The organism is Limnobaculum zhutongyuii, assembly GCF_004295645.1.
GTDB lineage: Bacteria > Pseudomonadota > Gammaproteobacteria > Enterobacterales > Enterobacteriaceae > Limnobaculum > Limnobaculum zhutongyuii.
In genome coordinates this window covers 1,758,128-1,783,433 of record NZ_CP034752.1, presented here as the reverse complement: position 1 = coordinate 1,783,433, position 25,306 = coordinate 1,758,128, and the positions used below count along the sequence as shown (strand labels likewise).

Sequence of the window (25,306 nt, the reverse complement as noted above, 5' to 3'; positions counted from 1 at the left end):
CGACACTAATATAATCAAAAAAACCAGTAGATGATGCTAGCCATACAGTTTTAACTGGTTCATTACCATGAACTTCAAGACACTGATCACATTATTCATCCAATCGATGCACCACATTTGTTAAATCTGTATAGTACACATCATTTTTTTGTACTCGACGCGTTTATTGTGCTGCTATTTTATGTGTCTCATCTTGGAGAAAAATATGATGGATGTTCCATATACGGTAAACCTACTGATTGGCGCGATTGTCGCCATTGCGGTGGGTTACTACATTATCAAGGGGTATTCTGCTACCGGAGTACTACTGATCGGCGGTCTGTTACTGCTATTAATTAGCATTTCGTTGGGTCGTCCGATTCTGGCAGAAAAGGCATCCACCGGATTCCTGCTAACTGACGTTTTTGAATTTATGAAAACGTTGTTAAGTAACCGGGCAGCCGATCTGGGCATGATGATTATGATTCTGTGTGGATTTGCTGCCTATATGACGCATATTGGCGCAAATGATATGGTGGTCAAGCTGGCCTCCCATCCACTCAAGTATATTAACTCCCCATATATATTGATGATCGCCGCCTATTTCGTCGCTTGTTTGATGTCTCTGGCGGTATCATCTGCTACCGGACTGGGCGTATTATTAATGGCCACCCTGTTTCCACTAATGGTGAATGTGGGAATCAGTCGGGGTGCAGCAACCGCAATTTGTGCATCTCCTGCTGCGATTATCTTATCTCCAACTTCCGGTGATGTGATTGTGGCGGCTGAAGCCTCCAAAATGGGTGGTGATAAGCTAATTGAATTTGCTTTCCATACTACGTTGCCTATTTCCATCATTGCTATTATTGCTATCGCCATTACTCATTTCTTTTGGCAGCGCTATCTGGATAAAAAAGAGAATGTCGTCAGCGAAAGGCTGGATGTCTCACAAATTAAAACCCATGCGCCAGTGGCTTACGCTATTTTGCCATTTCTGCCGATTATCGGTGTATTAATCTTCTCAGGCAAAATCAGCCTGCCGTTCACTAATGAACAAGGTGTTGCCCACGTAATTCCTAACCTGAACATCATTACCATCATTATTATCTGCATGGTGTTAACGGCAATTATTGAGTTTTTACGCACCTTCAGTGCCAAGAAGATGTTTGCCGGTTTAGACTCCGCCTATCAGGCGATGGGCGATGCCTTTGTTACTGTGGTTATGCTGTTGGTTGCTGCAGGGATCTTTGCTCAGGGTTTAAGCTCTATCGGGTTTATTGCGGGTCTGATTCAGTTGGCTGAATCTTCTGGCGGCGGCGCTCTGATCATGATGCTGGTTCTGGTGGTTATCACTATGTTGGCCGCTATGGCAACGGGTTCCGGTAATGCGCCGTTTTATGCCTTCGTGGAATTTATTCCTAAGCTGGCAGATCAGATGGGCATCAACCCAGCCTATCTGGTTATTCCTATGCTACAGGCATCAAATATCGGTCGTAGTATGTCTCCGGTGTCGGGCGTGGTAGTTGCTACTTCAGGGATGGCAAAAATATCACCGTTCGAAGTGGTTAAGCGTACATCAGTACCGATGATTGTTGGTATGATCGTGGTTATTATTGCATCGCACTTAAAGGTGCCGCTAAACCTGTAGTTATTCTATTGCTATCGCCGATAATATTCGGCGATAGCTTATTTAATCCCTTCTGTTCACATCTGATGAATACCGCACATTTGGTCAAAGAATAATCTTAATGAAATAGTCAACTCAGGTTATTGATTAACCAATTATTTGATCGCCAATAAACATTAATATTTTTGTTATCACTAAGTTATAGAATTAAAACGCCTTTTTATTTCAATTTAAACGGCGTATTATCCGCGCAGTTCATTATTTGAAACGATTCACTCTATGCGATCACTCCCTGCCTCTTTAAAACAAATGACGGATATCACGTCGCTGGCTTTTCTGTTTATTGCCTTTTTAACCGGCATTGCCGGTGCATTACAGACGCCAACCCTGAGTCTGTTTTTAACCACAGAGGTACAAACTCGCCCCGTTCTGGTCGGCCTGTTTTATACCGGTAGCGCTATTATTGGCATTATTATCAGCCAGATGATCGCCAGTTACTCGGATAAGTCGGGCGACCGAAAAATGCTGATTATTCGCTGCTGTTTGTTTGGCGCATTAGGCTGCATTTTATATGCTTTTAACCGCAACTATTTTCTGCTGCTAACGGTTGGTGTGGTGTTATCCACCTTTGGCTCAACGGCAACGCCGCAGCTATTTGCTCTGGCCAGAGAACATGCGGATAAAACCGGACGTGAAGCGGTAATGTTTAGCTCCATTTTACGCGCCCAGATATCACTGGCCTGGGTGATTGGCCCACCATTAGCTTTTGCATTGGCTCTGGGATTTGGTTTTAAAACCATGTATTTCTCTGCAGCTATCGCATTTGTACTCTGTTCTGTCGTGGTTTGGTATGCCTTACCTTCTATGCCCAAGGCGAAACAGGCAAGTAATACCCCGATTCAAGCCCCACGCCAGAATCGACAATCGGTGCTGTTGCTATTTATTGTTAGTTCTCTGATGTGGACCTGTAACGGCATGTATATCATCAATATGCCACTGTATCTGATTAGTGAATTACAATTGCCTGAAAAGCTGGCCGGAGTAATGATGGGAACGGCCGCCGGTTTAGAAATCCCGGTTATGTTGATCGCAGGTTATTACGCCCAGCGATTGGGTAAACGTAAACTCATGCACTACGCCATTATTGCCGGTTTACTATTCTATATTGGGTTATTCTTCTTTACTTCCCCTGGATATTGCTGGCTCTACAGCTACTGAATGCCATTTTTATCGGTATCTTAGCGGGGATTGGCATGCTCTATTTTCAGGATCTGATGCCTGGTCAGGCTGGTGCCGCCACAACTTTGTTTACCAATACTGTGCGGGTTGGCTGGATTGTTGCCGGTTCGCTGGCTGGTACCGTAGCCGAGCTATGGAGTTTTCACACCGTATTCTATATAGCCGCCGCCATGTGTCTGGCAGCAACCCTGTGTTTGCTAAAAATTAAAGCGGCATAATGCACTAACAGTGAATCAATTGAAATCCAGCAGTATCCTGGTAAAAGATACTGCTGTGCTTATTTAATCACTAAATAATCCCGCCATTTACCCGTAGCGTCTGTCCATTGACCCAAGTCCCATCGGGACCAGCTAAAAACGATACTGCTGAAGCGATATCTTCTGGCTGCCCTAAACGCTCTAACGGCGCCAGATGAGCCAGCTTCTCAACCAACTCCGGGGATTTACCATTCAGGAATAATTCAGTTGCCGTTGGTCCCGGAGCAATGCTATTCACGGTAATGTTACGGCCACGCATCTCTTTAGCCATTACGCTGGTTAATGCCTCTACTCCCGCTTTCGTTGCCGCATACATACCATAACCCGGCTGAAGTAAGGCAACCACCGATGAGGAAAAATTGATGATTCTGCCGCCGTGTTTTAATCGCTTTGCCGCTTCCCTAGAGGTGTAAAATGTTCCTTTCAGATTAATATCCAACAGGCGATCAACATCAGCATCACTCATCTCTTCAACCGGTGACAGAGCCATCACCCCAGCGTTATTAACCAGAATGTCGATGCCACCAAAAGCCGTTTCCGCTTCATCAAATAGCCGTTTAACCGCATTAGCATCACTAATATCAGCCTGAATGGCTATGGCCTGAGCCCCTTCTAATTGCAGTTGATGAACCAGCTCATCCGCCATGACCTGATTACCTGCATAGTTGATAACCACAGAAAAACCATCAGACGCCAAACGTTCTGCGATAGCCGCACCAATTCCCCGGGATGCTCCGGTAATTAAAGCTACCTTTTTTATAGCCTGTTGTTTCATAAATTTATCCTACCTGATTGGTCTGTTTCACATTATGACTATGATTTATTTTAGTCTATCGCCAGCAGGATCTTAATGTGTAGAAAGTTAACTGTTTTTATTTCATACAGCTAGCCGATATAATCACATCATTGCCAGATGATAATAAGAATCATTTAATTTACTCTTTGATATCATTGAGTTATTTATTCTTGGCTATCCTGACAACGAGTGTTAAACTGCCTGCCGTCATTGGGGAGTAGCCGGTTTTTGTTAACACAACAAAAGCGCCTGTATCAACATACTCGCATGAACAATCTAGTTCAGCGTGGTGCAGGCAACCGTCAGGTAGGCGAGACCATAGACATATTGCGCACACTGTAGGTTGGGAGGTGCCCAATATGTATATGAGGAGCCCCGGCCGGAGAAACTAAACAGTGAACCTTTCTGCTACACTTATTCTTGCTTTTGGTATGTCTATGGATGCGTTTGCGGCTTCTGTAGGTAAAGGCGCTATTCTGCATAAACCCCGTTTCAGGGAAGCATTCCGCACAGGACTCATTTTCGGCTGTATTGAAGCAATTACACCATTAATTGGCTGGGGAATTGGGCTGGTCGCTGGCCAATATGTTGCCGAGTGGGATCACTGGGTGGCGTTTACCTTACTGTTTATATTAGGTTGCCGCATGATTGTTGAAGGTTCTAAGCAACCTGAAGCTGATGCGCCAAAATTGCGCCGCCACTCTTTCCTGATTCTTGTCACTACGGCATTTGCTACCAGTCTGGATGCCATGGCCGTTGGCGTTGGCCTTGCCCTGTTGCAGGTTAATATTATTCACACCGCAATGGCAATTGGTCTGGCAACCATGATTATGGCAACGCTGGGAATGATGGTAGGTCGCTTTATTGGCCCCATTCTCGGTAAACGAGCCGAAATTATTGGCGGAATTATCCTGATTGGTATAGGTATTAATATCCTACTTGAACATTTAGAGTGGGCAGCATAAAAGCCTATCCTGACAACTACTATCGCCCATCCACACATGGGCGATATTAACGGCTGTTGGCTTTCCTGCTGGTTAATCTTTATTAATGCTATGCCGTTGTCTATCTTTAGTTACTTTTCCTGCTCTGCATCTGCTCTGGCTTGATTCAGTATCGCTTTGGCTATCCATTGTGTTACGGCCTGAACATCATCATTTTCCAATTGCCAGATATCTTTTAATACCATGAAGACTTCCGAGCCATAGATAATCGACAAAGCGTGGTTTACTTTTTCTACCAATTCCACCGACAATTCATCATTAAGCGGTGCGGTAACCTGTTTAAGAATCTGTTTACGATGGCCTCTGACCAGCTTCTCCCGTTTAGTTGATACATCAACGGTATCATCCGTTTCTGATTTAAACTGTGATGCCCGCTCTTCTGCCCACTGCTGCAAAGACAACAACAATGCCGCTCGCAGTGCACCTTCATGTTTAAACATTTGCGGATAAGCAAAACTCAGTAATTCATTAACCCGCTCTTCAACACTGGTTTGTTCTGGCTGCCATAAAATAATGGGTTTAAGGCTTTCATCCACTACGGCAGAAATCAGATCGCTTTGAGTAGGAAAATAACGATAAGCCGTTGCCCGGGATACCTGAGCTTCTGTAGCTAATTCCGTCACGGTTGGAAAAGCGCCCTTTTCAAATAATTTCATGGCCTGTTTAATCAGAAGATTATATTTTCTTCTTTTTAAATTGGTCAGTTCACGTTCTTCAATACCAGATTCCATTTATTGCCTCTGCTTTGTATTAACAGTCTTGCTTTAAATATAGTATCAAAATATTTCAATAATAAAGATAATTTAATGAAATCAAATAAATTTAATAATTTCAACAAGTAAAATTTCATCAGGCGATAACTACAACCGCAATCTTTTTCCTCATAACGTCTATCCTTAATCACTTAATAATTGATTAAGGATTAGCTGATTAACTACAAACTACTCGCAAATTCTTAATTTTCAGAGATAGTCATTTATGAGAAAAGTTGCCCGGCTAAAGTGTAATGATATTCTATTTGTAATTTATGTCGTAAATTGTGAATATGGACTTCTACCGTATTACTACTAACGTCATCACTCCATGAATATAACTTTTCTTGTATTAACGCTTTGCTTAACACCCTATTCTGGCTGAGTAAAAACAGTTCTAACAGCTTTAATTCTCTGGAGGTGAGTACCACGGGTTCACCCGCTTTAGTCACCACATAGTTGGCAGTATCTAATACGATATCTTTATATTGAATCACTGAGCTTAGCTGCCCATGGCGACGACGGACTAACGCCTGAAGGCGGGCTGCAACCTCTTCCAGAGCAAACGGTTTACACAAATAGTCGTCCGCACCGAACTGTAATCCACTCACCCGCTCTTTTATTGCATCACGGGCAGTTAAAATCAGTACCGGTGTATCTATTTTTTTCTGACGCCAATATTTGAGAATGTCCAACCCATCAATATGGGGCAGGCTCAAATCAAGGATTACTGCATCATAAGGCGCAGCATGAATAGCATTTTGCCCCTGTAAACCATCATTAAACCAGTCAATAGTGAAACCAAACTCAGTCAGACCAACCTGAATTCCATCACCGATTAACTCATCATCTTCAACCAGCAGAATCCTCATGCCGGAGCTCCTGTTTAATTAATTGTTACGCCAATAAAATAATATAAATTAACCGGTTAATGCCAGCTAATTACCACCTTAAATCCACCCTGCTCACGATTACTGAATTTGACGTCTAATCCATGCAAATGTGCAATACGCTGCACTATAGACAACCCTAACCCGCTACCGGTTTTTTCCTGACCAGGCGGTCGAAAGAAGCGTTCACCAATACGTTGCAAATATTCATCACTAACGCCGGGACCTTGATCCTCCACGCTAACGCTATGTTGGTCTAACGTCACCATGATGGTGCTACCTTGCCGACCGTAACGAATGGCATTATCCAACAAATTACGCAACAGAACGGATAACAACAGCAGTTGCCCCTTAATGGGTGCGGGCTCCTGATGAATATCTAAACGGATATCCATATTTTCCGCCTGCGCTTTAGGGTAGATATCAGCAATAGCGCTCTGTAGCAACTTCGGCCACTCAACTTGCTGCACATCATCTAACTGTGAAAATGAATCCAGTCGTGAAAGCATCAGTAACTGATCCACCACTCGTGTAGATCTATCAATGCCATCCGTTAGGTTCGCCAGTGCATGCTGACGCATCCCTTCATCATCACCGGATATTTGCACCACTTCGGTCTGCACTCTGAGAGCGGCTAAAGGACTACGCAGTTCATGGGCAGCATCAGAGGTAAAACGACGCTCCCGCACCAGCATTGTACCGATACGGGTAAATAGTCTATTGAGCGCCTCAACGATTGGCTGAATTTCACCGGGAAGCCGGGTAGTGATGAGCGGCGATTCATCATCGGGCTGACGTCGATTAAGCTGGTTAGCGATATGACGTAACGGTTTTAATTCCCGCGTAATTAGCCAGACCATCAATAATGCCATCAATGGTAGCGCTATTAACCAGGGTTTGAGCTGTGAAATTAGCAGATCTTCCAGCATGTCATCGCGATAATCCAACTCCTGACCGACGGCGACAATATAGCGATTATCCGCCGTTTTTAACCAGACAATCCGCCACAGATCGTCATCCTCATTAATGGCGCTATTTGCAAAGCCATCCTGATGATAGTTGAAGATAAAATTACTGCCATTATCACCATCATGTAGCACCATTTTCCCATCGGGAGTAAATATGGCAAAAGCTAAAGCATCATCATCCTGAGCGCCTCGATTATGGCGTAATAGCTTTTTAGTTTTAGGTAACTGCTGCGAAATATTACCAATGGTTTCGGGTTGCAATACGGAAAGTCGCTTGGCAAAGATCATTTGCTGAGTATCAAATATTTCATCGATATTTTTGCTGGTTTGTCGCCACGTCAGAAAGCTGGCTATCGACCAGGTCACTACCACCAGCAGAATAAACAGAAGGATCAGACGCAGTCGCAAACTCAGTGTTTTCACTTATTGTCCCCCAGTGTATATCCCACCCCATGTACCGTACGGATAAAGTCGTTACCCAGTTTACGTCGCAAATGGTGAATATGGACTTCAACCGCATTGCTGGAGACCTCTTCATCCCAGTTATACAGTTTTTCTTCAATCAGTGAACGTGGCAGAACCCGGCCGATGTTATGTAAAAACAGCTCCAGAATTGCCAACTCTCTGGGTTTCAGGATCACCGGCTCTCCGTGGCTGGTTACGCTCATGGTTGCGGGCTCATACACCACATGTCCGTAAGAGAGCGTTGGCGTAAGCTGTCCATGACGCCGACGAATCAAAGCCTGCAATCGTGCCGCTACTTCCGTCAGGGCAAAAGGCTTGCACAAATAGTCATCAGCTCCCTGTTGCAGCCCATCAATACGCTGCTCTAATGCATCACGGGCCGTTAAAATGAGTACCGGTACATCATGACCGCTTTTACGCCAGTCACGCAAAATATCCATACCGTCAATACCCGGCAAAGAGAGATCGAGAACAACGGCATCATAAGGTGCGGCATCAATTGCACGTTGACCGCTTTTCCCTTCAGAAAACCAGTCCACGCTGAATCCGAGTTTAGTAAGTCCGGATTTGACTCCGTCACCAATCAGCCTATCATCTTCAATTAGCAAGATGCGCATAATGTCCTCCCGTTGATTAACGGCCCATTTTTACAGGATAAACTCCGGCATGGCTATTGCCGAAATCCGGTTCTGCAAAAATATTTTTTATTTTCATTCTATTAAGATCCTGTTAAGAACTTAGTGATTTAATCATCGATGAAAAGAGTAGATCACCTGTCATTGAGGGAATAAAACATGAAAAAATTAACGATGTTAGCTTTGGTTGCCACATTAGCCAGTGCGCCTGTCTTTGCTCAAAATAGCGCTTCAAATGGTGGATTCAGCGGGCCCGGAGCAACGACTACCGCACCCGCTCAGCAAGGTGGCGGATTTTCAGGCCCGAATGCAGGCACCATGACGGTTGAGAAAGCCTTAACCATGAGTGATGATACCTGGGTTACCCTGCAGGGAAATATCGAGCAGCAAATTGGTAAAGAGTTGTATGTTTTCCGTGATAAAACCGGCACCATTAATGTTGATATTGACCATAAACGCTGGAATGGTCTGACTATCTCTCCTGCGGATACTGTAGAACTACAGGGAGAGATTGATAAAGACTGGAACTCCATTGAGCTTGATGTGAAGCAAATTAAAAAGATTAACTAATTAATACATAAGGGGAACAACGACTATTTGTTCCCCTGTATCGTCTTTATTTGTATGCTACAGGGCAAATAAACCGGTTCTCTATATAACTATCTCAAATCAAATATTTTTATTTCAGATCTACGACTTGATAGTTAAGACCTGCACTCTTTTTCTGATCGGGTATTTGATATGTTTCAGGAAAACGAAACAGGCGATTATGCCGTGCATCCAATATAATATTCTCCCCGGATAATTTCTCCATTGACTGCCACTTGATACTGTTATTGCTGGAAAATGTTATATATTCGCGATCCCTCTGATTCCTCTCAAGGATAAATGTCCGCTCGCCAACATAAAGCTTCCCTAAACGCTCCGTCCCCGTTTCCAGAATAGGATCGTATATTAAATTATTATTCAATCGATTTAGTGAATAGAGCGACCGTGTATTTTGTCGGGTATCTTCTATCATCACAAAATAGATTTCACGATCAGGAGACGGCTGTATATCCATGATTGTCATGCCGCCATCCCAGAGAGTCTGATTTTCTTGTCCATTCAGAATATTGATACTGATAAATAATATTCTTTTAAGGCTTGAATCCTCTTTGTCCGTCACTCGTAACCACGTAATTATTTGATCCTGTTGATTCACTAACCACTGACGACGTTCATAATTTGGCGAGACTTCATAATTTTGAGAGGTTCTGTTATTCAGAATAACCTGGTATTTTGATGCTAATTCCCAGCTATCGGCGACCTGTGACCAGCTTTTTCCCAGATCCTGAGTCTGGTATACCCGTCCGCCCCATGACAATAAATAGTGACTACCACTGTAGAACTTAATAAATTCCATACCTGATATTCGCTCACGCTTTGGCAATTGCCATAGCTTTAACCATTGCCAGTCATGTCCACCATTGCCAGTCATGTCCACCATTATCAGAGTAGTAAACAATCGGATTATCTTTATACATCACATCGGTAATAATGTAGCAATGACCTGAAGCATCGCAGCCCTGAGCAGTAACGCCACCGGCAAAACGGGCACTAAAATAGAGTTTATCGTTCTTCTCCGCCATAACATGGGTTATTGGAAATAAATCACTTTTATTATTTTTCCTGTAATCATAAGGTTCCAAAGGTAGATTGAGGCGGTAGTTCAGCACGTCTTGTATTTTTTGTGCTCGTTCGGGAATCAGTGCATCCAGTAATGGAGGAGAGCCATTTGCGAACAGGTCAATTTGTAAAATATTAGCTACATAGCTAGTGCCCTGATAATAACGTTTACTCTCTTTACTAAGAACACTACCCCTGGCAGTAATAAGAACGCCATCAGAATAACTGCTTATTTGATAATCAGCCATATCCTGAGAGGTTTCCCCATCCAGATGATGTGATTGCCATTGCCATTTAGCAGCAAAACCGGTGAATTCTATGCCATAGGTTAGCAATAGCGTTGCTGATAACAGCATCACCAGAGTCGCTATTCGTATTTTTACCGACGAAAACATTCAATATGTTCCTGTATGACTTTAGATCTTCCCTGACGTTGTCGTAATAAATAGAGCATGCTTCGTGTAATTTGCGTGTTACGCCCCTGACTGGAACGACGATAAAAAATCAAATTGGTTATCTCAAGAATCAGCATCAATACACAAAAAAAGGATATTGAGAATAATCCAAAAAAAGTCATTACTTCTATATACTCAATCCAGTCCCAGCGGTCTGGTAATGCGTCTGCCCCCCACCATTCAAATATGTTAATACTACTGACAATAAACAACATAAAAAGGAAAATAAAAAACAAAAAGTAATAGGCTCCTTTAAAGTCTTTAGGTGACATATACATTCGATTTTTATTCAGATAAGCAGAACCATCAATTTCATTGAAAAGGCCACATACCTTATTGTTTTCCCTATTATATATCAGGGTGACGCTATCATTTTTGGTTAAAAATACCGGATGCTCATGAGTATTAAATTTAGGCCCTAAAAGAGGATCTGTAATGTAATAGGACATATTATAGTTTTGATTCTGACACTGAAAAGTAGCCTCATTAATATGCATGTAACCATATTTTATCTTCAACATATGATGATGACGGGTAACAGAATTGACCTTTTCCCTAATCAGTACCAAAGAATTATTATATGTTTCGTTCAGGTCATCTATCCTATCAGCCTCTTCCTGTGGTCGTGGCGGTATTAAACTGTCGTCCGACAAACACGATGACCGGTCTCCCTGCATAACAGCATTGAGACCTTTCTGGAGTTCTTGATTAAACTTATCTTCTGCAATAAGGCTATTACTGGCATATTTAATAAAAAAATATCCCGCCACTAATACAGGAACCAGAACCAGCAATAATGCCCAGAAATAAAACGCAGTCAGAGTCACCAATGTCCCAAGAGCTGCTATCAGGCCCAACTTTTTTATCAAAGATACTGGTGATGGAGTGACAGAGTCATATTGATGTTTTTTAGGCTCCATTACCCCCTTATCTGCAGAATACAACCAGTGAAGATAGTAGCTACCATCACTCAATTGACTGGCACCAATACAAACCTCATCTCCCTGCTCTAATTTTGTTAATAACTCGCCGTGGCGAAAAGCTCGGTTTTCCCCATAAAAAACCTGATTGCCCGCCAATATACGAAATTCCTGATTTATTCCGAGAGCATTTTGGTCGTATTGTTTAAACGTTACAGTAAAAAAATAGCTCTTTTTCATCTTTGAATATTATTTCTATCTGGAGGGCGAACTGTTTAATGCTGAGCATTATTTATATCGCATTAAATCAAATAATTAATTTAAGTATACTGGTGATGTGCAAATTGTTAAATGACAAAATGCGTTGATAACGATGTTGTAACTATGAAGATCCACGCGCTTTATGAACGTGCTTAACGATGTATTAATGACTAAATATTCAAACATAGCCATTAACTACTTTGTATTTTTATTAAGCTCTGACATTATCAGGGCATAACACCTGTAATCATGGATATATACTGGAGTTTTAATGCTGGAAACCTCTCTTTTTGTTGCCACTATCGCGACTCTCGGCATGCTCTCGCCGGGACCCGATTTTTTTCTGGTGATTAAGAATGCTGCCCGTTATCGCCGTTCGGTTGCGATGGTAACGGCACTCGGGGTTATTCTTGGTGTCGCCACCCATATGTCGTATTGTGTCGCGGGTTTAGCCGTTGTCATTACCGCAACGCCATGGCTGTTTAACCTGTTAAAGTATGCTGGTGCACTTTATCTCATCTGGATTGGTATTCAGGCACTGCTATCTCGTGGCGGCAGTAAAATGGATATCACTAACCTGAGTCACCAACAAACCAGCTATAAAAATGCTTTTATTCAGGGATATCTGTGTAATTTGCTCAATCCTAAAGCCACGCTGTTCTTCCTTTCAGTTTTTACCCAGGTATTAAGCCTTGATTCCAGCACCGGTGAAAAATTGTGGTACGCCTTTATTATCTGGATTTTGGCAGCTATCTGGTGGCCACTGTTGGTGGTTCTGATTCAAAGTGCCCCGGTTCGTCGCGGGCTGGCGAAAGTTCAAAGTGTGGTAGATAAAGTACTTGGCGTAGTGTTGATTGGTTTAGGTATTAAAGTCGCTTTAGGTTAAACCCGTTTACTAAGCCGCCATCAGGCGGCTTACTGTTTCTCCGTTTTTAATAAATAACCACCAATAATGTGACAGTGTCACTATAAACTTCCTTTTACAAACCCACTTCTCTTGGTTATGACTAATTTCAAAAATCAATTTCTTTTCTTATACACATCATCATTAATAATAATTATTATCATTAGTATTATCATGTAGTAGCATATGCAACGCCTTTTGCCTGGCATTTAAAACCAATATTAAAGATTCGGCATCCGGTCTCGGAGCACAGTCTTTTGTTTTTATTATCATACTCAGGGATACACAATGAAAACCAGATCGTTAAATACACTCTGTCTGGCTATTATCAGTAGCTTTACTCTTCCCGCTATGGCGGCCGAAAGTGAAGAAACCATGGTTGTCACCGCATCAGGGTTTCAACAGGTACTGCGCAATGCACCAGCCAGTATCAGCGTAGTTACACGCGAACAGCTGGAGAAAAAGCCCTTTCATAATCTGGCTGATGCGGTAAAAGATGTTGAAGGCGTCAGCATAACCGGCAGTGGCACCAATAGTCAGGATATCTCTATCCGAGGCTTACCCGGTGACTACACCCTAATTCTGGTTGACGGTAAACGCCAAAATAGCCGTGAGTCACGTCCTAATGGTAACGGCGGCTTTGAATCAGGCTTTATTCCACCCATGGAAGCCATTGAGCGTATTGAGGTAATTCGCGGCCCGATGTCTGCGCTGTATGGTTCTGATGCTATGGGGGGAGTCATCAACATTATCACTCGCAAAGCCGGCAGCGACTGGAACGGTGCCGTAAGTATGGATGCCACCCTACAGGAAAACTCCGACTCTGGTAATATTTATGCGGGGAACTTCTACCTGTCTGGTCCGTTAATTGAGAATCGTGTTGGATTCCAGCTATATGGCTACGGTAACTACCGGCCAGAAGATGATATTATTGAAGGATACAACGAAAACGATAATAAGGGCGTTACTGCCAAGCTGAGCTTTACTCCTACTGATAGCCAACAAATCATTTTAGAAGGTGGACGTGCGATACAAAAACGCGAGTCAACGCCAGGGAAATCCATTGAAGCCTATACCGTTCGCGGCTCACTTAAACAACCCAATCCTAAAACCAATATCAATAATGAGCGTAATCACTGGGCATTGACCCATACCGGACAATGGGATTTTGGGTTTTCTGACATTAGCGTTTATCAGGAAAAAACTAAACGCAGTACCGAAACCCATACGTTGAACAGTACAACCGGCGCCTAGAGCGGCGGCTATAGCGACAGAAAGCCTGAAATCACCAATACTGTGGTAGATGCTAAATTGACCCTTCCACTGCCATCGAATATGGTCACCATTGGCGGTCAATATCAGTATTCTGAGTTAAACGATGACTCAACCACCGGCAGAACAACCGCCGAGAAAACCAATGTTACCGCCTGGCAGAAATCGGTATTTATTGAAGATGAGATCGCCCTGCTTGATGATTTAACCTTTACCGGCGGCGTGCGTTTAGACGACCATGAAACCTACGGTGATTACTGGAACCCTCGCGGTTATCTGGTCTATCACCTGACGGATGAAATTACGTTAAAAGGTGGTGTGGCAAAAGCTTTCCGCGCGCCAACCTTACGTGAAATCAGCCCCGGATATGGTACCGCAACTCAAGGTGGCGCCGGCATTATGTACGGTAATCCTGACCTTAAGCCAGAAACCAGCGTAAACCAGGAGATCGGTATTGCTTACGATCATGAGTCTGGCTTCAATGCAGCCCTAACGCTGTTTAATACCGATTTTAAAAATAAGCTCACCAGTTACAGTACGGGTGGCAAAGACCCGATTACCGGTTTAAACCTGTACACTTATGACAACGTTGGTAAAGCGAATATTAAGGGCGTCGAGGCCGCGACCACTATCCCGCTGGTGACCGACTGGACTCTGGGTTTGAACTATACCTATCTGGACTCCAAACGTAAAAGTGACGATGAATTCTTCACCTCTGGTGAATCACTGAAAGGACAACCGCTGGCGCAAACCCCTAAACACAGCGCTAATGCTAAGTTAACCTGGACGGTTAATGACGATTTGGAAACCTATATCCGCGTAACCTATACCGGTAAACAAGTATGGGCGGCACAGCGTAACAGCTATACCGGTCCTCGCTATCGTGATGGTTTCACCACCGTTGATGTGGGGGGTAGTTATCAAATCAATAAAAATACTCAGTTGAATCTGGCGGTGCTGAACATTACTGATGAAACCGGTGATGATATCAACACTAACGGCGGGAACTGGGTGGTTGAAGATGGCCGCCGCTATTGGGCCGGTATTAACGTAAAATTCTGATGTTACAACGGCGGGGTCAGTATTCTGGCCCCGTCCGGTAATGCATAAGCGATGGTATCTCCATGTCTAAAATAATTACGCTGTTCTCCATGCTGCTGTTTTCCGCCTGCCTTAGTGCTAAACCGCAACAGGCGATTCCCCCCATCGATAATGCTGCCTATCAGCATTTCCAAATTCAGCAATATGATATGAATGCCGATGATCAACGCAGCTATCGAATCTATATTGCCGTCCCCAATACGCCACCACCGGCTTCCGGTTATCCGGTGTTATATATGCTGGATGGCAACGGTCAGTTTCCACTGGCGGTAAACAGTTACCATCCTGACAATGGTCCGGCCCCATTAATTATTGCTATTGGTTACCCTACCGATGTCAGTTATAACACCATACCGCGCACCCGTGACTATACGCCACCGGCTGAAGGGGAAGAGTTTGCTCAGGGAGGACACGCTGAAACATTCAACCAGTTTATTAGCCAACAATTAAAGCCCTGGGTGAATCAACACTATGCGGTTAATCAACAGAAACAGACATTAGTCGGTCATTCATTTGGTGGGTTATTTACGCTCTACACGCTGTTTAATCACCCTCAGCAATTTCAGCACTATGTTGCAGCCAGCCCTTCGCTCTGGTGGGGAAATGGGGTCGTGATTCCTGCACGTTCTCCATTGCTAATCCAATGGCCGGAATCCATCACGGTTACTGTTGGTGAGTATGAGGAGAAACCTAATCCGGCAGAGGCGAATAAACCTCAGAATGCAGAACGTGCGAAAAGACAGGCCAAACGCCAACAAGTCACTAAAGCACGCGCACTGGCGACAGAGATGAAGCAACAGGGAGGCAATGTAAGCTTTATTATGTTCCCCGGAAAAAATCACGGTAGCGTAATCCCTGATGCCGTAAAAACGGCGGTGATGACAGCGGGAAAAGCGTAAGTCGAAATCTGATAATGGCCCTTTCCGTTAACGCCCTTAATCGGGCGTTTAGCGGAAAAATTTTTATTAATTATTCGTCTTCTTTTTTACTGTTATCGGTATAGGCCGCAGCAATCTCCGGTGGTAGGTTTTGTACCACTAAACTCTGAGGACTGGAAAGCTTAACGTTTGCCGCCCGTAACCGCTTCAGAATATCAAATAACAGATCGCTTTTGGTTCGACTGACAACGCGTGGGCTACTGACATAACCCGTCACGCTTAGCGTAATACCATCCGGCGTTAACTGGCTAAAAGAGACAGAAGGCGCCGGTGTATCCTGAATAGCTTCATGTGCGACATATGCTTCCAGCAAAATTCCCCGAACCTGTTCAGGATCGATATCCAGTGGAAAAATCAATGGAATGGTTGCCACACCCTGAGCATTGCCCATGGTTACGTTACGCACGTTTTGAGAGATCAGCTGGGAGTTAGGTACAATCACCGTTGATTTATCACTAAGCTGAATTTCAGTGGCCCTGACGTTAATACGACGAATATCTCCCTCAACCCCACTAATACTGACTAAATCCCCTACTTTTACCGGACGTTCCGTCAGCAAAATTAAGCCTGAGATAAAGTTCTTAACGATCTCTTGCAGACCAAAACCGATCCCCACCGACAGCGCACTGACGATCCAGGCCAGTTTATTCCATTCAATTCCCAGTAATGACAAGGTAATCAGTATCAGCAGCACATAGCCAATATTGCTAAACAGCGTGACTAACGACATGCGCATCCCGGTGTCCATCGCTGTTTTCGGCAGGAATTTTGTGCCGAGCCAGCGGCGAGCGGTACGCAGAATGTACAAGCCGACCACTGCGCTGATCAGTGCGCTCATGACGTTTGCCGGAACGATATTGATTTTACCGAAGCTATCGCTTCCCAAAATATCGATGGCTTTATCAACAATGGTCATTGGCGTGGTGGCGCCATAAGTACCATTAAATAGCGCGATCGCCGCCAACATAACCAGAATGGTATTTCCTATGGCGGAAAACAGAATGGTTGCCTGCTCCAGATAACGATTATCCAGGTTTAGCGCCTGTTTAATCCATTTACCACTGGCGTGATTAACTGAGAACAGGCTTTCACACAGGTCCCCCATTAACTTGGTGGTTAGATAAAGGCAGGAGAAAACAATGCCAACCCACACCAGTTCATAGGTTAAAAAACGCGCCAGTGGAATATAACCAATCAGTAATGCCAGTACGATAGAGACAGAAACGGCGCTAACGACTAAATGAATCAAACTACCCAACGACGTTCGAGGTTCCAGCGGTTCACCTAACGCCACCATCTCCCGGCGAATACGATTAGTCCGACGCGTTGCACGCCATACCAGTAACGCAATTAACAACGCGGCAATACCGTTACTAAAGATAGCGGCCGATACGCTGCTACCAATAGTATTATTGAATTGTTCCAGAGTGCCAAAGAACATCAGCAACATAGCAATCCCGGTGGGATAAGGCTTAAGGGCCACAGCAATCATATCCGGCATCGGTATCAGCCGCCATGATGGTCGTTGAATAGACAGCAACGCCCTGCCCAATCCGGCAATTATCCCGGAGAAAATGGTTAATCCTAATAGTCCATTGGCGAAGTTATCTACCAGTGGAGGTAGCGCGTTATTACGGGCAAAGACCATATAGAGCAAATTGGCGCCACCATAAAGCGTAATAACCGTCACGATAACCGTAGCAAAGGCTAAAAAGGTGCGGCGCAAGCGCCCATCAGGAAAGCCCCAAATGCTTAACCATACCAGCGCTTTTTCCAGATATTTACGGGCATAAAGCCAAACCCCAATAGCCAGAGCCATAAAAACGATCGAACCAAACAGTCTGTCTGGTTGCTAGGCTTGTGCGATATTGTCAGACAACTGCTGGCTAAAGCTGGCAATTTTAGTTCGGTCATCGGGCTGTGGATTAAAGACTGGTGCCCAAAAACGCGGCCCTAAAATACTTCCTGAATTTAATGCCAATTGCGTTTTCAGCGCGTTTCGTCGTAACTCTATGATTTGCTTTGACAGGTTGCTGGCATTGGTTTTTAAGGTTTGAGAGTGTTCTAACTTTTTCTCAGTTGCGGCTTTATCCGCATTTAACGCGGCGCGTTGTTTAGTTACTTCAGGCGTTTCATCCAGGGCACCGGGAGCCGGTGCCGGACCAATAACGTCCAGTTGCGCCAGTATTTGGGTTAATACCGGTGTCAGAATACTGATGTATTCATCCGCTTTATGAGAAACTTCCAACGCCTGAGTATTCAGTAAGCTGAACTCTTTATCCTTGGTAACGGCAGAAACCTGTTGCTTAATATCACTAAGCCGCTGCTGTAAACTTTCAAGTTCTGCTGTACTGACGTCTTTCTTCTCTTCCTGTTCTGAATCCTGGTCCTGTGGCTTATTTGCCGGTGTTTGATCTTGCGGTTTATTTGCCGAAGGTTTGGTATTACTGCTCGCAGCAGGTAGGGATTTAGGTGCTGCATATACTGAAGGTACCGTTATGCCGATCACAGCCAGTGAACAAATTAAAAGCAATATTTTTGAAAATCGATACATACAGCAATACTCCAAACGTCACGACATGTCAGTTAGAGATAATAGTTAATGTTACAGCTTTGGCTTGATGGTCTTTTTTAGTTCATCGACAGAAATAGAAGCCAAAATGCTCCCTGCCAATGGTGCTTTTAAAACATGCGGTTTAATCTTGCCCCATACCCGCATTTCGCATGGCTTACAGTCAAAGGTTAACGTCAGCACTTCATCATTGTGTACCAGTTGCATTGGCGTTGCCCGCCCCTTAACACCCTGCACACCTTTGGCCTGTTTAGGACATAAATTAAAGGCAAAACGCAGACAGTGTTTGGTAATCATTACCGGCACGTCTGACTTTTCCTGATGGGCTTCATAAGCGGCATCAATAAGTTCGACACCAAATTGTTGATAAAACTCCCTGGCTTTATGGTTATAAACATTAGCAAGGAAGCTTAAATGAGTTTCAGGATAGACTGGCGCAGGATCAGAGACCGGTAAGCGCTCAGCACGCTGATAATTTTGCAGTCGGGCTTCCGTTAGTGCATCAATCACATCCCGCCGCAGCTGATTTAGCTGAGCACTGGGAATAAAATACACCACCGGTAAATCAACAGTGACGGAGATTGCGCGATAGATAGTTTGCCCCAGTTTGGATAATCCATCCTTCAAACTTTGTAACGACTTCTCCGCCTGATTAGCAGCTTCAAAATCACCAGAGAGTGACGTTGTAACGCAAATACCCTCTTCACTGGTCGCTATCAACATTAATTCAGAACCCGACTGAGTTAAGTGTAGTTCAACGTTCACCTTACGTTCACTGGATGACTTCAGTAACGACTGCTGCCATAGATGATCAAGATTACGGTTTAGAGGATGATTTGGCCTTAACTTACTAAATTCTGGCAGCATTTCATTTGGATAAACCCGATAGCGAAGTTCTGCCGTTTTCTCTACTTTACTGGCGCGAAAACCGACAATTTCTCGCTTAATGAGTACGTTCAGGCCATCACCATTGGTCAGCGGTTCAGTCACGCTCACATCCAGATAGCTCCCACCAACTTTAAGCACTTCACCAATCGGTAAACCGATATATTTTGGCGAATCAAATGCGCCAATATCCATCTGCCGCTGATTCACAAAGTAGTCGGTGCTTCCCCGATGGAATGTCTTTTCCGGATTAGGAATAAAGTGATGCTCGGTTCTACCGCTGGAGGCCGCTGACAGGTCTGGTCGTTGAAGCAGGATCTGATCAAGCTGTTGGCGATAATAGGCTGTGATATTTTTCACATATCCCATATCTTTATAACGCCCTTCTATTTTAAACGAGCGCACACCGGCATCGATTAATGCAGACAAATTTGCAGACTGATTGTTGTCTTTCATTGAGAGCAAGTGTTTGTCATAAGCCACAACGCCGCCCTTATCGTCCTTTAAGGTATAGGGCAAGCGGCAGGCTTGTGAACAATCGCCCCGATTAGCACTACGACCGGTTTGAGCATGGGAAATGTAGCACTGACCTGAAAAAGCGACGCATAATGCACCATGAATAAAAAACTCAATCGCTGCACTAACGTTATGTTTAATTTGCCGAATCTGCTCCAGATTCAGCTCTCTTGCCAGCACCAGTTGGGATAAACCCACATCCGACAGGAACTTCGCTTTTTCAAGGGTTCTGATATCGGTTTGAGTACTGGCATGCAGATCGATAGGTGGAATATCTAACTGCAAAATGCCCATATCCTGAACGATTAACGCATCAACCCCGACATCATATAGTTGATAAATCAGCTGCCTTGCTGGCTCCAACTCATCATCATGTAAGATAGTATTTAGGGTAACAAATACTTTGGCATAATATCGATGAGCAAAAACAACCAGCTCAGCAATATCTTTCAGACTGTTTCCGGCATTATGACGAGCGCCAAAGCTGGGGCCGCCAATATAAATGGCATCAGCGCCATGCAAAATAGCTTCACGGGCAATTTCAACATCTCTTGCCGGACTGAGTAGTTCTATTTGATTGTCTGAAAGTCTCATATATCACTGAATTATATAGTGGTTAATCGTATCTAACAGGTAGCAAACATGGCGGTATTGATAGCCGTCGCTACAGCGTGCGGCATTGTACATTAGATTTGAATTTCCGCGCATGGGGATCTTAGTTATTGCGGAGAGTTTATCTGCTATTAAGTTTAGATGATGATCCCGCCATCAGACGGGATCATCCAAAACAGGAAGATGTTGGTAGGAATAATTAACGACTATTATTTTCTATTGAGATTAAATATAAGTAGCGATCGAGCACCATCGCGGTAATACCCAGACTTCGGCAAATCTCCATCTGGCTTTTCCCCTTTTCGTTCAGTGCTTCAATCTGGCGTAGAATATTCCCTTCATTGCCCTGATAAATATAGCTACTTTGAAATGTTCGCCCACATCCGGAGCAGTAGTAACGCTGTAATCCTGAACGTGCTTTGCCATGTCGGCGAACACAATTTCGTCTACCACAGTGATGGCACATAATGGCTGCGACTTTCATTTTGATACCTCCCTATATCCAAACTCCCTGCATTAATTCAAGGTACTGCTCTTTATGGTTGATACATTTAGCTGCCCCAGACTGGAAGCCAGCGAAAGCCGGGCTAAATGCCAGTCCACCATGGTATTTACGTTATTAATCTGCGCTTCCGATAAGTCATTTTGCGTATTTAACAGTTCCAAAATACTGCCAACACCGGACTGATAACGACCACGAGCAATTTCATAAGCTCGACTGGAAGACGCCACCAGATCGCGCATATTTTTCAAATTATTTTGAGCCGTAGATAAGCGCTGATAGGTTTGCCATACCTGTAAGGCAATATTTTGCTTAGTTTGAATAAACTGGTTTTGCGTTTGTTCCAGTCGATTTTGTGCCGAACGCACGGCGTTATATTGGCTGAATCCACTGAACAAAGGCACTTTGACATTAACCCCCATATACAACTCATCACTGTCATAACCAGGGCCATATTTAGGACGATCGTTACCCCAACGAGAGGTTAAATACACTGATGGTAAAAAACCTCTTTGGGCTACGCTCAGCTCTTTTTCCGATACGGTGATTTGCTCTTTAGCCGCCAGAAGTTGTGGATGTTGGTTTAAGGCTTTCTCAATTAACTGATTGATATTATTTAATGAGTTTTGAGAAGGTACCGATAATCCCTTCTGAAAGCTAATATCTTTAGTTATATCTTTACCCAACACAGAGGCCAGAGCCCCCATACTATTGCGCACTTCACCTTCAGCCTTAATTCGGTAATTCGTGGCGGATAAGGCGGCGTTTTTGGCCTGAAGCTCATCCGCTAATTCACCAACACCCGCTTCTCTTTTGCCCTGAGTAACCTGTAAGCTTTTATAAGCGATAACTTCAATATCTCTGGCTGCTTCCAGATAGGCTTCGGAGGCGATAACCGCAAAGTATTTTTGGGCGGCATCCAGCACGACATCCTGCAGGTCAGACATAGATAAAAACTCAACCGCCATTAGCTCACTTTTGGCTTTATCAACAGTCGCTTCTCGCTGGCCGAAATCAAACAACAGCCAGCTAAGTTCCAGCGTATTCGACCAGGACTCGGTTTTTGTTTTGTAGTCTTTCTTATCAACCGTTTGAGTTAACTCCCGATGACCAAAGCTGCTATTTAAATCTACCGTTGGCATATAGCCCGAATAGCTACTGTCTTTGGCTATCTGATAGTGTTGCAGATTTAACCATGTTGCCTTCGCTTTAGGGTCATTACACATCGCCATGACCACAACGTCGTAAAAACTTAAATTTCCCTTCCCCTGACCAGTCCCCAGGCAAGCGTTGTCATTCAAGGTCTTTTTACTGGATATATCGGCAATCACAGGTGCATCAACCGACTGGGCAGTTATCTTTTGAGGCTCTGGCTGTGTCGTTACCGGAGCTACTGGTTCCATCGATACCGGAACGGGTGCGACGGTCGCCGGTTGTAACGATGCAGAAGATGAGGACGATGAGGTTCCCCTCACCAGATACTCATCAATGCCGGGTAACGAGCCAGGTATTGAACTGGTAGAGGCGGGTGCAGCAGAGCTTACTGCACCTTTCATCGGCATGTTTTTTGCCGGAGCGTATCCCACCGTTCTGGAAACGTTGGTCGTTTTCACCGGTGTAGAGCCTGTGGAACTGGAAACCGCAACAGGTTTTGTTACCACGGGTTGAGCTGCGATTGGCGACGTCGCTGCTGTTGATACCGATTTAACCGGCAACGGCCCTTTTGTACTGACCTGTGGTGCTACTTTTACCGACGATGAGCTACTTTTTTGCTGTCCGGACGTACTTAGTTCATCAATAAGATTCATAACATCATCGCGGCTTGCCGCAAATGAAGCCGATGGAAAGATGGCTGAATAAACCAGACTGGCAAGAATAATCTTCTTCATTTTAGCTTCCTTGTTGCGCAGCAGACTCAGTTGACGCTTCTGCCGACCCGAAAAGCTGTGCCGGTGTCAAATCATGTCCTACTGTTCCATTTTCAATAACGATAATGCGGTCAACCATCGCCAATGTTTGAGGTCGATGAGCGATCACCAGACGTGTAATCGCCAATTGACTAACGGCAGTGTTTACATGCTGTTCTAACTGCACATCTAAATGGCTGGTTGCCTCATCCAATATCAATAATTGCGGCTGTTTATACAGCGCTCTGGCTAACAGAATCCGCTGTTTTTGCCCGCCCGAAAGCGCAACCCCCATATCACCGACCAGGGTGTTATATTGCATTGGCATTTGTTCAATATCGTGGTGAATAGCCGCCATCATGGCGCACTTAATTGCTCTCTCATGGCTAACGTTGTGGTCAAAGAAAGTGATGTTATCCATGATGGAGCCGGCAAACAGCACGTCATCTTGCAGTACAGTTGCGCTGAAGCGGCGCAGGTTGGCGACCGTCAGTTGCTTCAGGCTAACACCATCGATCAGAATATCACCGGCTACCGGAACTAAGCTGCCACACAACAACTGACTTAACGTCGTCTTACCACAACCGGAACCCCCTGCCAGCGCCACACACTCGCCCGGCTCAATAACGAAAGAGATATCCTTAATCACATAAGGCTCGTGTTCTGAATAGCGGAAACTCACATTATCGAACTCAATACGCGGTGGTTGAGTTTGTTGGGCATACTGTTTCTGCTCTATTGCATCTTCCGGTTCAGTCAGCACAATATCGGCCAAACGTTCGGTTTGAATACTCAACATTTTTAATTCAAAGAACTTATCTACCAGGCTGCTTATACGGCTACTAAACTGCCCCTTATAAGAGGTAAATGCCATCAGAACCCCCACGGTGAAAGTCTGATCCATCACCATGGTTGCACCTATTCCTAATACCAACAGGTTCTCAATACCAAACAATAAGCCATTGAGTTGCTGATAATAGATTTGCAGTTTCTGTACTCTGACGCCTGAGTTAATTTGGCTAATCAACAGCGCCATCCAGTCTGACATCCGCTCATTCTGGCGTTGAAACAACTTAATGGTTCTTACGCCACGAATGGTTTCCAGGAAATGGCTCTGTTGTTTTGCACCATGGATGATTTGCTCTTCTGTTGCCATGCGTAATGGACGGTACCAAAGGATCCGACCAATAACGTATAACAACATGGTGATAAGACAGATGGTCGCCAGATAAGGACTGTAGATATACATCATGATCAATGTGACGATAGTCATCATGCCGTCAAGAATGGCAACAAAGAATGATGACGAGAGCGTTGACTGAATGGAATCCACTGCGCCAAAACGGGAGACAATATCCCCCAAGTGACGTTTCTCAAAGTAGCTGATAGGTAACCGTAAAAGATGGCGGAACACACTATCACGCCACTGTACGCTGATCGATGTAGAGATATACATCATCACCCATGCCCGTACGGCAGAGGTAAGCTGTTGAACCAGCATCATAACGCCAAAACCAACAATCAATGTGACTAACAGATTTCGATCGTTAGACACAATGACATAGTCAATTGTCCATTGAGTGAATAGCGGTGAGATAATACTGAACAACTCTATTCCTAGGGCCAACAACAACACTTGAATAAAGCTGCTTTTAAGACCGGTGATTTTGCCAATCAGATCGCGAAAACGAACCTTACGTCTGACTTCCTGTGGCTTAAACCCGTCATCTGGCCAAAGCTCAACGGCAACACCCGTAAATGACTTAGAAACTTCTGAAAATGCCAGTTGGCGTACACCAAAAGCGGGGTCGTGAATAATACACTTATTCCCTTTAATCGCTTTGAGTACTACAAAGTGAGAAAATTCCCAGTGCAATATGCAGGGTAATTTAAGCTTTGGTAAATCTTCCATTTCTAACCGCAAAGAGCGGCTGTTCAAATTCATCTGCTTTGAAATATTCAGCAGTTGACTGAGATTAGCCCCCTTTTGAGAAATACTGTATTTACCGCGTAACGTCGCCAGGTCAATATTGTAATTATAATAGCCTGCGATCATGGCTAAACAGGCAAGGCCACACTCTGCCGATTCCGTCTGGATCAGTACGGGTAAGCGCTGGCTGATTAGTCCAAAATTAATTTTTTTAACGAAACTCATCCCTATTATTCCCTTGTTGCCTTAAC

19 protein-coding genes, 2 pseudogenes and 1 riboswitch are annotated in these 25,306 nt (G+C 44.3%); of the genes and pseudogenes, 7 read left to right on the top strand and 14 right to left on the bottom strand.

Annotated elements, in window-relative coordinates:
* Positions 1-208 precede the first annotated feature (208 nt).
* Together dcuC and EKN56_RS07705 are read left to right on the top strand one after the other, a co-directional pair.
* A complete protein-coding gene (gene dcuC / locus EKN56_RS07710; RefSeq protein ID WP_130593638.1) occupies positions 209-1,627 on the top strand; it encodes an anaerobic C4-dicarboxylate transporter DcuC in 1,419 nt (472 codons plus the stop codon).
* Between the two features lie 258 nt (positions 1,628-1,885).
* Positions 1,886-3,063, top strand: a pseudogene (locus tag EKN56_RS07705) (sugar efflux transporter).
* A gap of 70 nt (positions 3,064-3,133) precedes the next feature.
* On the opposite strand, the gene EKN56_RS07700 reads toward EKN56_RS07705, so the two are convergent.
* Positions 3,134-3,877 (bottom strand): SDR family oxidoreductase, encoded by a 744-nt coding sequence (locus EKN56_RS07700; protein WP_130591239.1) that lies wholly within the window; start codon positions 3,875-3,877, stop codon positions 3,134-3,136.
* Between the two features lie 221 nt (positions 3,878-4,098).
* Positions 4,099-4,284: riboswitch (yybP-ykoY riboswitch) on the top strand.
* Between the two features lie 9 nt (positions 4,285-4,293).
* Between EKN56_RS07700 and mntP the strand changes: the two genes are divergently transcribed.
* Positions 4,294-4,863, top strand: a complete 570-nt coding sequence (gene mntP, locus EKN56_RS07695) for a manganese efflux pump MntP (RefSeq protein ID WP_130591238.1) — start codon at positions 4,294-4,296, stop codon at positions 4,861-4,863.
* Between the two features lie 110 nt (positions 4,864-4,973).
* Here the strand turns inward: mntP and EKN56_RS07690 are convergent, their stop codons facing one another.
* From EKN56_RS07690 to qseB, 4 genes are all read right to left on the bottom strand, one after another.
* Entirely contained in the window at positions 4,974-5,633 is a 660-nt protein-coding gene (locus EKN56_RS07690; RefSeq protein WP_130591237.1) for a TetR/AcrR family transcriptional regulator, read from the bottom strand.
* A gap of 245 nt (positions 5,634-5,878) precedes the next feature.
* Positions 5,879-6,526 carry a response regulator gene (locus EKN56_RS07685; protein WP_130591236.1) on the bottom strand — a complete coding sequence of 216 codons (648 nt, stop codon included), beginning with the start codon at positions 6,524-6,526 and terminating at the stop codon, positions 5,879-5,881.
* Between the two features lie 56 nt (positions 6,527-6,582).
* Complete coding sequence (gene qseC / locus EKN56_RS07680; protein ID WP_130591235.1) at positions 6,583-7,935, bottom strand: quorum sensing histidine kinase QseC; 1,353 nt, start codon at positions 7,933-7,935, stop codon at positions 6,583-6,585.
* On the bottom strand, positions 7,932-8,594 hold the full coding sequence (qseB, locus tag EKN56_RS07675; protein WP_130591234.1) for a quorum sensing response regulator transcription factor QseB: 663 nt from the start codon (positions 8,592-8,594) through the stop codon (positions 7,932-7,934). The genes qseC and qseB overlap by 4 nt, the downstream gene beginning before the upstream one ends.
* 177 nt (positions 8,595-8,771) lie before the next feature.
* Between qseB and EKN56_RS07670 the strand changes: the two genes are divergently transcribed.
* Positions 8,772-9,182, top strand: coding sequence for a YgiW/YdeI family stress tolerance OB fold protein (locus tag EKN56_RS07670; RefSeq protein ID WP_130591233.1), 411 nt, complete (start codon positions 8,772-8,774; stop codon positions 9,180-9,182).
* Positions 9,183-9,291: 109 nt separating this feature from the next.
* Here the strand turns inward: EKN56_RS07670 and EKN56_RS07665 are convergent, their stop codons facing one another.
* Genes EKN56_RS07665 through EKN56_RS07655 form a run of 3 tightly spaced genes read right to left on the bottom strand, consistent with a single transcriptional unit; the run spans position 9,292 to position 11,895 of the window.
* Positions 9,292-10,092: a hypothetical protein gene (locus EKN56_RS07665; RefSeq protein WP_130591232.1), complete on the bottom strand. Its 801-nt coding sequence runs from the start codon at positions 10,090-10,092 to the stop codon at positions 9,292-9,294.
* Positions 10,070-10,675, bottom strand: a complete 606-nt coding sequence (locus EKN56_RS07660) for a hypothetical protein (RefSeq protein ID WP_130591231.1) — start codon at positions 10,673-10,675, stop codon at positions 10,070-10,072. The genes EKN56_RS07665 and EKN56_RS07660 overlap by 23 nt, the downstream gene beginning before the upstream one ends.
* Positions 10,660-11,895 carry a hypothetical protein gene (locus tag EKN56_RS07655; RefSeq protein ID WP_130591230.1) on the bottom strand — a complete coding sequence of 412 codons (1,236 nt, stop codon included), beginning with the start codon at positions 11,893-11,895 and terminating at the stop codon, positions 10,660-10,662. The genes EKN56_RS07660 and EKN56_RS07655 overlap by 16 nt, the downstream gene beginning before the upstream one ends.
* Positions 11,896-12,187: 292 nt before the next feature.
* On the opposite strand from EKN56_RS07655, the gene EKN56_RS07650 reads away from it, so the two are divergent.
* From EKN56_RS07650 to EKN56_RS07640, 3 genes and pseudogenes are all read left to right on the top strand, one after another.
* Positions 12,188-12,802: a LysE family translocator gene (locus EKN56_RS07650; protein ID WP_130591229.1), complete on the top strand. Its 615-nt coding sequence runs from the start codon at positions 12,188-12,190 to the stop codon at positions 12,800-12,802.
* Between the two features lie 306 nt (positions 12,803-13,108).
* Positions 13,109-15,154: pseudogene (locus EKN56_RS07645) on the top strand (TonB-dependent receptor domain-containing protein).
* Between the two features lie 62 nt (positions 15,155-15,216).
* Positions 15,217-16,092: an alpha/beta hydrolase gene (locus tag EKN56_RS07640; protein ID WP_210405339.1), complete on the top strand. Its 876-nt coding sequence runs from the start codon at positions 15,217-15,219 to the stop codon at positions 16,090-16,092.
* Positions 16,093-16,162: 70 nt separating this feature from the next.
* Here the strand turns inward: EKN56_RS07640 and EKN56_RS07635 are convergent, their stop codons facing one another.
* The 6 genes from EKN56_RS07635 to EKN56_RS07615 all read right to left on the bottom strand — a co-directional run bounded on the left by EKN56_RS07635 (position 16,163) and on the right by EKN56_RS07615 (position 25,280).
* A complete protein-coding gene (locus EKN56_RS07635) occupies positions 16,163-17,950 on the bottom strand; it encodes a mechanosensitive ion channel family protein (protein ID WP_246020003.1) in 1,788 nt (595 codons plus the stop codon).
* Between the two features lie 33 nt (positions 17,951-17,983).
* On the bottom strand, positions 17,984-18,685 hold the full coding sequence (locus EKN56_RS21165) for a DUF3772 domain-containing protein (protein WP_246020001.1): 702 nt from the start codon (positions 18,683-18,685) through the stop codon (positions 17,984-17,986).
* Positions 18,686-18,736: 51 nt separating this feature from the next.
* On the bottom strand, positions 18,737-20,698 hold the full coding sequence (locus tag EKN56_RS07630) for a peptidase U32 family protein (protein ID WP_130591228.1): 1,962 nt from the start codon (positions 20,696-20,698) through the stop codon (positions 18,737-18,739).
* A 217-nt stretch (positions 20,699-20,915) separates the two neighbouring features.
* Positions 20,916-21,200 carry an IS1 family transposase gene (locus tag EKN56_RS07625; protein ID WP_130591227.1) on the bottom strand — a complete coding sequence of 95 codons (285 nt, stop codon included), beginning with the start codon at positions 21,198-21,200 and terminating at the stop codon, positions 20,916-20,918.
* A 32-nt stretch (positions 21,201-21,232) separates the two neighbouring features.
* Entirely contained in the window at positions 21,233-23,107 is a 1,875-nt protein-coding gene (locus EKN56_RS07620; RefSeq protein WP_130591226.1) for a TolC family protein, read from the bottom strand.
* Position 23,108: 1 nt separating this feature from the next.
* Positions 23,109-25,280: a peptidase domain-containing ABC transporter gene (locus tag EKN56_RS07615; protein WP_130591225.1), complete on the bottom strand. Its 2,172-nt coding sequence runs from the start codon at positions 25,278-25,280 to the stop codon at positions 23,109-23,111.
* Between the last annotated feature and the right edge of the window lie 26 nt (positions 25,281-25,306).

What these genes read in the sequence shown, in the direction of transcription:
- EKN56_RS07655 (WP_130591230.1), bottom strand. Translation starts at nt 11,895, where the DNA reads ATGAAAAAGAGCTATTTTTTTACTGTAACGTTTAAACAATACGACCAA.
- EKN56_RS07630 (WP_130591228.1), bottom strand. Translation starts at nt 20,698, where the DNA reads ATGAGACTTTCAGACAATCAAATAGAACTACTCAGTCCGGCAAGAGAT.
- EKN56_RS07635 (WP_246020003.1), bottom strand. Translation starts at nt 17,950, where the DNA reads ATGGCTCTGGCTATTGGGGTTTGGCTTTATGCCCGTAAATATCTGGAA.
- EKN56_RS21165 (WP_246020001.1), bottom strand. Translation starts at nt 18,685, where the DNA reads ATGTATCGATTTTCAAAAATATTGCTTTTAATTTGTTCACTGGCTGTG.
- EKN56_RS07670 (WP_130591233.1), top strand. Translation starts at nt 8,772, where the DNA reads ATGAAAAAATTAACGATGTTAGCTTTGGTTGCCACATTAGCCAGTGCG.
- qseB (WP_130591234.1), bottom strand. Translation starts at nt 8,594, where the DNA reads ATGCGCATCTTGCTAATTGAAGATGATAGGCTGATTGGTGACGGAGTC.
- dcuC (WP_130593638.1), top strand. Translation starts at nt 209, where the DNA reads ATGGATGTTCCATATACGGTAAACCTACTGATTGGCGCGATTGTCGCC.
- EKN56_RS07690 (WP_130591237.1), bottom strand. Translation starts at nt 5,633, where the DNA reads ATGGAATCTGGTATTGAAGAACGTGAACTGACCAATTTAAAAAGAAGA.
- EKN56_RS07650 (WP_130591229.1), top strand. Translation starts at nt 12,188, where the DNA reads ATGCTGGAAACCTCTCTTTTTGTTGCCACTATCGCGACTCTCGGCATG.
- EKN56_RS07625 (WP_130591227.1), bottom strand. Translation starts at nt 21,200, where the DNA reads ATGAAAGTCGCAGCCATTATGTGCCATCACTGTGGTAGACGAAATTGT.
- EKN56_RS07640 (WP_210405339.1), top strand. Translation starts at nt 15,217, where the DNA reads ATGTCTAAAATAATTACGCTGTTCTCCATGCTGCTGTTTTCCGCCTGC.
- EKN56_RS07700 (WP_130591239.1), bottom strand. Translation starts at nt 3,877, where the DNA reads ATGAAACAACAGGCTATAAAAAAGGTAGCTTTAATTACCGGAGCATCC.
- EKN56_RS07615 (WP_130591225.1), bottom strand. Translation starts at nt 25,280, where the DNA reads ATGAGTTTCGTTAAAAAAATTAATTTTGGACTAATCAGCCAGCGCTTA.
- EKN56_RS07685 (WP_130591236.1), bottom strand. Translation starts at nt 6,526, where the DNA reads ATGAGGATTCTGCTGGTTGAAGATGATGAGTTAATCGGTGATGGAATT.
- EKN56_RS07660 (WP_130591231.1), bottom strand. Translation starts at nt 10,675, where the DNA reads ATGTTTTCGTCGGTAAAAATACGAATAGCGACTCTGGTGATGCTGTTA.
- EKN56_RS07620 (WP_130591226.1), bottom strand. Translation starts at nt 23,107, where the DNA reads ATGAAGAAGATTATTCTTGCCAGTCTGGTTTATTCAGCCATCTTTCCA.
- EKN56_RS07665 (WP_130591232.1), bottom strand. Translation starts at nt 10,092, where the DNA reads ATGACTGGCAATGGTGGACATGACTGGCAATGGTTAAAGCTATGGCAA.